Source organism: Promicromonospora sp. NPDC057488, from assembly GCF_042802395.1.
Taxonomy (GTDB): Bacteria; Actinomycetota; Actinomycetes; order Actinomycetales; family Cellulomonadaceae; genus Promicromonospora.
On the sequence record NZ_JBHVEG010000077.1, the window covers coordinates 19,451 to 27,819 of the forward strand.

At 71.7% G+C, this 8,369-nt stretch carries 6 protein-coding genes; 4 read left to right on the forward strand and 2 right to left on the reverse strand.

Translation table 11 applies throughout. The features are described from left to right. Window positions 1–37: 37 nt before the first annotated feature. The gene (locus ACFU5G_RS16585; protein ID WP_377246787.1) at window positions 38–3,373 is read right to left on the reverse strand and encodes a family 16 glycoside hydrolase; all 3,336 of its coding nucleotides are present in this window, start codon (window positions 3,371–3,373) and stop codon (window positions 38–40) included. A 257-nt stretch (window positions 3,374–3,630) separates the two neighbouring features. Beyond that, on the reverse strand, window positions 3,631–4,671 hold the full coding sequence (locus ACFU5G_RS16590; protein ID WP_377246790.1) for a LacI family DNA-binding transcriptional regulator: 1,041 nt from the start codon (window positions 4,669–4,671) through the stop codon (window positions 3,631–3,633). 139 nt (window positions 4,672–4,810) lie between these two features. On the opposite strand from ACFU5G_RS16590, the gene ACFU5G_RS16595 reads away from it, so the two are divergent. The 4 genes from ACFU5G_RS16595 to ACFU5G_RS16610 all read left to right on the forward strand — a co-directional run bounded on the left by ACFU5G_RS16595 (window position 4,811) and on the right by ACFU5G_RS16610 (window position 8,280). Continuing rightward, window positions 4,811–5,191 carry a hypothetical protein gene (locus ACFU5G_RS16595; protein WP_377246793.1) on the forward strand — a complete coding sequence of 127 codons (381 nt, stop codon included), beginning with the start codon at window positions 4,811–4,813 and terminating at the stop codon, window positions 5,189–5,191. A gap of 269 nt (window positions 5,192–5,460) precedes the next feature. Beyond that, complete coding sequence (locus ACFU5G_RS16600; protein WP_377246796.1) at window positions 5,461–6,339, forward strand: ABC transporter permease; 879 nt, start codon at window positions 5,461–5,463, stop codon at window positions 6,337–6,339. A gap of 58 nt (window positions 6,340–6,397) precedes the next feature. Beyond that, window positions 6,398–7,441 carry an ABC transporter substrate-binding protein gene (locus ACFU5G_RS16605; RefSeq protein WP_377246799.1) on the forward strand — a complete coding sequence of 348 codons (1,044 nt, stop codon included), beginning with the start codon at window positions 6,398–6,400 and terminating at the stop codon, window positions 7,439–7,441. Further along, on the forward strand, window positions 7,438–8,280 hold the full coding sequence (locus ACFU5G_RS16610; protein ID WP_377246802.1) for an ABC transporter ATP-binding protein: 843 nt from the start codon (window positions 7,438–7,440) through the stop codon (window positions 8,278–8,280). Before ACFU5G_RS16605 ends, ACFU5G_RS16610 begins: the two co-directional genes overlap by 4 nt. Window positions 8,281–8,369: the final 89 nt, after the last annotated feature.

An 8,369-nucleotide genomic window follows, 5' to 3' on the forward strand; every position in this document is an offset into this window, starting at 1 on the left:
CCGATCAGCTTCGGGGGACCAGATCAGAGGGACGGGGTCAGCGGACGGTCAGGTCGACCGTCGTCGTGCTCCGTCCGTACACCAGGTCGCCGAGGTACTGCACGGTGACCGGGTGCTTTCCCTTCCCCAGGCCGGACGTCGGCACGACGAGCCGCGCGGGGCCGCGGCCCAGCGTGGCCTTGACCGACGTGTCGCCGACGGTGACCCGGACCGTCCCGGTCGGGGCCGGGCGGCCCTTGGCGCCGGGCACCCGGATCTCGGCCTGCACGTCCCGGCCCGCCGGGACCTTCGGCGGGGTGAGCCGCGCCGAGACCTTGGACGCGAGCGCCTGGGAGGTCTCCTGCCCGGTGAGGCGCTCGATCCAGACGTTGCGGAACCGCGGGTTCAGGCCCGCGTCGCCGTGGTCCTGGAGCTTGATGTGCCCCGGCGTCGGGCCCTCGTCCTTACCGTTGCCCGTCTTGCCGTCGATCGCCACGTCGTCGTGCACGAGCTGCCCGTTCCACCAGAGCGAGAGACGCGCGTCCTCGGTCTTGGTCCCGTCCGGGGCGAACCGGGCGGCGCGGAACTGGATGTCGTACGTCTGCCACGTGCCCATCTCGGTCGCGGCGTTGATGTCCGGGGCCTTCTTCAGGTAGATCGAGCCGGCGTCGTTGTTCTTCGGCGGGTCGATGCCGAAGGACTCCAGCACCTGCACCTCGTAGCGCTCCTGGATGTAGACGCCGCTGTTGCCGCGCGCCTGGCCGGTGACGTCGTCGGCGTGCTGGGGCTGGTACCACTCGGCGTGCATCCGGAAGTCGCCGAACTTCTCCTTGGTGCGGATGTCGCCGCCGAACGACTCCACCGAGCCGTCGGCGACCGGCCACGTCGCGGGGCCACCGCTCGCCTTCTCGAAGGCGTCGAGGTCGCCGCCGTCGAACAGGGTGATGCGCTCGCTCGGCGTGACGGTGAGGTTGTCCAGGTTCACGTGCCCCAGGTCGTCCTCGTCGTGCACGTAGGCGATCGTGTTGGCGCCCTCCCGCAGCTCCACCGTCTCGGTCTGCGTCTGCCAGTTGTCCCAGCTCACGGTGCTGTCGAGCCAGACCTGCTTCTGCTTGACGCCGTTGACGTACAGGCTCATCGACCGCGGCGTCGGGCTGGGGTCGGAGTTCTGGCCGTTGGCGTAGCGCAGCGCCAGGTCGTGCGGGCCGGCCTCGCCGGCCTCCACGGCGAACGTGGTGCGGGCGCCCGGCTCCCAGTTGCGGTCCACGAACCCGGCGCCCGAGTACCCGGCGTGGTTCGTGTTCCAGCCCGCGCCGCCGGCGATGTCGGCGGCCTCGGCCTCGTAGACCGGCGGCGGCGTCGAACCGTCCGGCAGGCGGTTCATCGTGTACCAGGCCTCGGTGCTCCACAGCTCCGCGCCGCCCTCGGCCGCGAACGGCCGCGGGGAGTGCACGTTGACGACCCGGCCGGGCTTGAGCCCGTCGATCATGAGGGTCACCGTCCTGCGGTCCTCCGAGAGCGTGGCCGAGGTGACCGCCAGGTCCTCCTCGTCGACCTTCGGCCCGCCGTACTGCGGCGTCGAGACGTAGCGCCACTGCGCCGCCTCGTACTTGCCGGCCAGGTCCTGCGCGGTCTCCTGCGAGAGGGGCTGGGTGTACTCGATCTCGAAGCCGCCCTCGACGGCGCGCATCTCGAGCATGTCGAACGCCCGGTTCTCGTCGAACGTGAGCTTCTGCAGGCCGTAGCCGAGCTTGCCCGCCTGGCCCCAGTTGCCCGACCAGCCGATGCCGCCCACGTAGATCGACCCGTCCGGGCCGACGCTCGTCCGGCTCACCCCCGACTCCAGGCCCTGCGTCATGCGGAAGACGGCGCCCTGCTCCTGACCGGCGACGTCCTCCAGGTAGACGCGCTGCAGGCCGCCGTACGTCACGTCGCCGATCGCCATCTGACCCTCGAACACGCCCTCCGTGAGGATGACGGGGTTGCTGGGCGAGTTGGAGATCTCGCCGTGCGGCATCCACACCACGGGCTCGGTCACCGGCTGGTCGTCGTACGGGCCGTCCGGGTTCGTGTAGTGGTTGTAGAACGCGCCTTCCTTGACGCGCACCAGCTTCGACGTCGGCACGTGCATGCCCTGGTTGTCGGTGACGTACATGCCGCCGTCGGCCCCGAAACCGAGGCCGTTCGGGGTGCGCAGGCCGCCCGCCAGGTACTCGACCTCGCCCGTGTCCTCGTCGATCTTCAGCACCGAGCCGCGGTTCTCGACGAGCTGCGGGTCGCGCGTCGCGCCGCCCGGCACCATCGCGATGCCCGTGGAGACGTAGAAGTAGCCGTCCTCGTACAGCAGGCCGAACGCGAACTCGTGGTAGTTGCCGCCGAACGGCCAGGTCGCGACCGAGCGGTACTCGTCGGTGACCTCGTCGCCGTCCGTGTCCACGAGCTCGGTCAGCCCGTGCTTCTCGGAGACGTAGATGCGGCCGTCGACGACCTTGAGGCCCATCGGCTCCTCGAGCTCCTCGGCGATCTTCGTGTACGTGACGTCGTCGGCGCCGCCGTCGCCCGTCACGTTCTCGACCAGGTACACCTCGCCGAGCACCGTCTCGCGGTCGCCGCCCCACGTGGCGATGGCCATCCGCCCGTCGGGCAGCCAGTCCATGCCCGTGACCTGCGGCTCGAAGCCGTCCGGGCGCAGGTTCGTCAGCGTGTAGTCGGGGTGCACCTCGGTCAGCGGCAGACCGTCGCCCGGCGCCTCGTCGACGCCCTCACAGACCTTGCGGCCCGGGGAGGTGACGCGCGTGACCTCGGCGTCGGTGCTCAGCACCGAGTTCGGCACCAGCGCGAAGCCGGTCGCGCCCGGCGGGCGCCACTCCAGCGTGAGCTGCTGGCCGAAGTCGCCGTCGAAGTGGTCGATGCGCAGGGCGTGGTACCCGGCCTCCAGCTCGACCGACCCGTCCTTCGGCGTCGCCCCGTGCTTGCCCGGGTGGTCGACGACGAGGGTGTCGTCGAGCAGCAGGCGGGCGCCGTCGTCGCTGGTGACGCGGAAGTCGTAGGCGCCGGCGTCGGGGACGTTCAGGTAGCCGGTGACCTCGGTGACGAACCGGTCCGTGAGGCCGAAGTCCGCGGCCGTGCGGTAGTCGATCGTCGGCATCAGCTTGTCGATGTTCGGCGTCTGGCCCGGCTTGAGCGTGCAGTAGTCCTCGAGCGGGACCTGGACGTCGAAGACGCGCAGGGTCACGCCGGGCTCCTGCGGCCGGGTGGGGTCGGTGGCGGGCTGCGCGGCTGCCTGGGCTCCGGGCGGCCCCGCGGCCTGGGCCGCGGCCGGGAGCACCGTGAACGGCAGCACGAGCACGCCGAGCATCGCGGCGAGGGTGCGGTGGGTCGATCTACGTTCCATGGGCCTTGCCTCTCCATCGAGGACCTTGCCTGGCTGGGACCGTGCGTACGCCACGTCACTATGCGGTGAGCGGTAACCCCGGACAACGAGTTGCCACTTGTTGCCCCTCGCGGGGCGCACCCACGACGTCGCCGGGCGACGGTGTGCGATGGAGACGTGGACAAGCGTTCACCAGGCGATCCGGGACCGTGACGGGTCCGGTCACGGCTGCGGACTGCCTGGTGAACGGGTGTCCAACTGAGGCGGCGGCGCCAGGGTCAGCCGTGCCGTGCCGTCGAGCCGCGCTCGACGAGCTTGGCCGGGAGCAGCGCCGGGGCCGACAGCCCGGACGACGCCGCGGCCGACAGCCCGGCCGACGGCGCGCGGAGCTGGTTCAGCAGGCGCTGGACGGCGAACGTGCCGAAGTGGCGCAGGGGAGAGGCGACCGTCGTCAGCGGCGGGGTGCAGAAGTCGGAGCCGAAGATGTTGTCGAACCCGACGACGCTCAGGTCGCGGGGCACCTCGACGCCCAGGCGGGTCAGCCCGCGCATGGTGCCGATCGCGACGAGGTCGTTGTAGGCGACGGTCGCCGTCGCGGTGTGGGTGGTCAGGGCCTGGGCGGCCGAGAGCCCACCGGCGAGCGTCGGCGCGAACGGGCCGAGGCGGCGCGCCCGCAGGCCGAGCTCCTGGGTGGCCTCGCGGAAGGCGCGCCAGCGCATGCCGTCGGCCCAGGACGCCTCGGGCCCGGCCAGGTACGTCAGCCGGGAGTGCCCCAGGCCCGCCAGGTGCTCGACGGCGCGCCGCATCCCCTGGGCGTTGTCGGTCACCACGCTCGGGACGTCCGTGACCACGCGGTTCATGACGACGGTCGGCCGCTGCTTGGCGACCGCCCGGATCGCGGCGTCGGACAGCCGCGAGGTGGCCAGCACGACCCCCTCGACCAGGGGCAGCGTGCGCTCCAGGGCCCGGCGCTCCGCCCCGCTCGACTCGTGCGCGTCCACCACCAGCAGCGTGTACCCGGAGTCGATGGCGGTCTTCTCGGCGCTGCGGATGATCTCGAAGAAGAACGGGTTGGTCAGGTCGGCCACGACGATCGCCAGCAGCGCGGTCCGGGCGTCCGGCAGGCCCCGCCCGATGGGACTCGTCCGGTAGCCGAGCTCGTGGGCGACGCGGCGGATGCGGTCCGCCGTGTCCGCGTTGACCCGCCCCGGACGGGAGAACGCCCGCGAGACTGTCGAGGGTGCGACGCCGGCAGCCCTGGCGACGTCGTAGATGGTCGGTCTGTTGCTAGAGCTCCCGGTTTCGCCAGTTTCGCCCATGCGCGGGGAGCGTACGGCGAGCGACCGGCCGACGGCAACCATTTGCCGCGGTACGACGCCCGCGCGGCAGGTTCTTGCCCGCCCGGCAAGAGGTGGCAACTCCTTGACGGCCCTGGTGCGGCGCCCTCGAATGACAGGCATGACCCTGCCTACCGACCCGCTCGCGGCGCCGGCCGATCCTGCGCCGTCCGTTCCCGTGCCGGCCGACCTGCTCCCGGTGCCCGTCGACCCGGTCGCGGACGATCACGTGGCGGACGACGCGGTGCAGGTCGAGGCCGCGGAGAGCGAGCTGCGGCGGCTCGGCCTCGAGGAGATCCGGGTGCGGCACCACGGCGACCTGGCGCGGCTCGAGGCGCCGCACCGCGACCTCGCGACCATGACGTCGGAGCCCCTGCGGGGCGAGGTGCTGCGGGCCGTGCGGTCCGCGGGCTTCCGGTCCGTAGCCGTCGACCTGGAGGCCGTCCCGGAGACGGGGACCGGGGCGGGAGCGGGGGCCGCCGCGGAGCCGGGCGACGCCTGAGCCGGCGTCCGGTCCGGCGCCCGTGGCAACCGTGTGTCGCCTGGTCCCGGCGGTGCCGGGGCAACAAGTGGCAACTCGTTGTCCGGCCCTGGTGGGGCTCATAGTGTCCCCCGTGAAAAGCGGCTCCACAGGCCGGATCCGCTGACCTGCTCTACCGACCGGTACCTCCGGGACGACGACGTCCGGTGTGCCCTGACCCGCTGCCCCACGGGTGTCGACGTCGACCCCGTGCGACGAAACGGAATGAGCGAACTATGGAGGATCACGCCATGGTGACCACCCAGGAGGCCCGTCCGACGGCGCCGTCCTCACCCAGGTCGCGGCCGCCCGCCCGGTCCGCCGGCGGGCCGTCGGCCGGGAGCCGGGCGCTCGTGCTGCTCGCGGAGTCGTGGCGGCCGGCGGCCGTGCTGCTCGCGCTGTTCGCCGTCTGGTGGTTCGTGGCCTGGCGCGAGCTGGTCCCCGCCTACCTGGTGCCCTCGCCGGGCGCGGTCGCGGAGACCATGGCGGCCGAGTGGCCGATGCTGCTGGAGCACACGTGGGTCACCACGCTGGAGACGATCGTCGGGTTCGTGCTCGCGGCCGTGATCGGCGTGGCCGCCGCCGTGCTGCTGGTCTACTCCCGGACGGCGGAGAAGTCCCTCTACCCGCTCATCCTCTTCGCCCAGGTCATCCCCAAGATCGCGATCGCCCCGATCCTGGTCGTCTGGTTCGGCTTCGGCATGACGCCGAAGATCGTCCTGGCCGTGCTCATCGCCTTCTTCCCGGTCGTCGTCTCGGCCGTCGCGGGGCTGCGCTCGGTCGACCCCGAGCTGCTGGAGATGTCCGCGACGATGGGCGCCTCCCGGTGGAAGACCTTCCGCAAGATCCGGTTCCCCGGGGCCCTGCCGCAGCTCATGTCCGGCCTCAAGGTCGCGGTCACCCTGGCGGTCGTGGGCGCCGTCGTCGGCGAGTTCGTGGGCGCCGACCGCGGCCTCGGGTACGTGCTGCTGCTCGCCAGCGGCAACCTCGACGCACCACTGCTGTTCGCCGACCTGATCCTCATGTCGCTCATCGGCGTGGTCCTGTTCGTGCTGGTCGAGGTGCTCGAACGGCTCCTCATCCCGTGGCACGCCTCGCGGCGCGGCAACCTCGCGCTCGCGACCGTCTGACCCGCACCCACTCGCTCTTCCCGCCGCCACCGTGGCGGCACGACAGAAAGGCTCTCCCATGCGTGGTGCAACGAAGCAGAAGCGTGGCGGCAGGATCACGATGTCGCTGGCCGTGGCGGGCGTCGCCCTGGCGACGGTCGCGGCCTGCGGGCAGACGGCCGGGGGCGGGCCGGGCGAGCAGAACGCCGAGGGCCTGACCGAGGTCACCGTGACCCTCAACTGGGTGCCGTACGGCGAGCACGCGCCGTTCTACTACGGCGTGGCGGAGGGCATCTTCGAGGACGAGGGGATCGACCTGACGATCCAGCCGGGCAACGGGTCCGGCAACACCGTGCAGCAGGTCGCGCAGCGCAACACCGACTTCGGGTGGGCGGACACCCCGCCGCTGGCGAACGGCATCAGCTCCGGCATGCCGGTGCGCAGCGTCGGCGTCTTCCTGCAGACCGGCCCCAGCTCCGTCGAGTTCTTCGACGACCAGGGCATCACCGAGCCCGCCGACCTCGTGGGCAAGACGGTCGGCGGCACGCCCGGCGACGCCATGTACGGCACGTTCCCGGCGTGGCTGGAGATCAACGGCGTGAACCCGGACGACGTGACCGTCGTCAACGTGGACGCCGCCGGCAAGATCGCCGCGCTGATCGAGGGCAAGGTCGATGCCATCCAGGGCTTCTACCACGACCAGGCGGCGACGATCGAGAACCAGACCGGCAAGGAGGTCTCGGCCCTGCCGTTCTCGGACTTCGGCATGAACATGCTCGGCACCGGCCTGCTGGCGCACGAGGCGACCATCGAGAGCGACCCCGAGCTGGTCCAGGCGATGGTGCGGGCGACGTCGAAGTCGTTCCTCGCGGCGTCCGAGGACCAGGAGGCCGCCGTCGCCGCGATGGCCGCCGACGCCGAGCAGGCACCCGACGAGGAGGTGCTGGCTGCCCAGCTCGAGGCGACGATCGGCCTGCTCAACCTCGAGGAGGCCCCCGCGCCTGGCGTGAACACCGAGCAGCAGTGGACCGACACGCTCACGTTCCTCACCGAGAACACCGAGTTCGAGGGCGAGCCCACGCCGGACGCGTACTGGGACGGGTCCTTCGGGGAGGGCATGTGACCGCCACGACGGGGCCCGTGACCGGGCCTACGACCGGGCCCGCGACCGAGCAGAGGGCCGCCGACGCCGAGCCGATCATCGAGGTCTCGCACCTCACGCGGCGCTTCACCTCCAAGCGCTCGGAGACCGTGGCGCTCGACGACGTCTCGCTGGCCGTGCTGCCGGGGGAGTTCGTCACGATCGCGGGGCCGTCGGGCTGCGGCAAGTCGACGCTGCTCAAGATCATCGCGGGGCTGACCCTCGCCACCGAGGGTGACGTGCGCCTGTACGGGCGGGCGGTCACCGGGCCGCAGCGCGAGATCGGGTTCGCCTTCCAGCGCTCGGCGCTGCTCGAGTGGCGGGGCGTGCGCAAGAACATCCTGCTCCAGGCCGAGATGCGCGGGATGGACCGGCGCCGCGCGGAGGAGCGCGCGGACCACCTGATCGAGCTCACCGGCCTGACCGGGTTCGAGAAGGCCCTGCCGCACGAGCTGTCCGGCGGCATGCAGCAGCGCGTCGCGCTGTGCCGCGCCCTGCTGCACGAGCCCCGCGTGCTGCTGATGGACGAGCCGTTCGGCGCGCTCGACGCGCTGACCCGCGAGCAGATGAACATCGAGATGAACCGCATCTGGCGCGAGACCGGCACCACCGTGGTGCTGGTGACCCACTCCGTGCCGGAGGCGGTGTACCTGGGCAGCCGGATCGTCGTCATGAGCCCGCGGCCAGGCCGCATCGTGGAGACCCTCGAACCGGGGCTGCCGGACCGCCGCGAGTACGGGCCGACCCTGGCCGACCCGCGGTTCACGGCGGCGGCCGAGCGACTGCGGGACCTGCTCGGCGCGAGCCATGCGCCGGAGTGACGACGCTCTCCGCGATGTGTCAGACCTACAGGTCACCCGGGGTACTTTTTGTTATTACAAGTCGGGGTGCGATGAGATAGGGGTGTTGA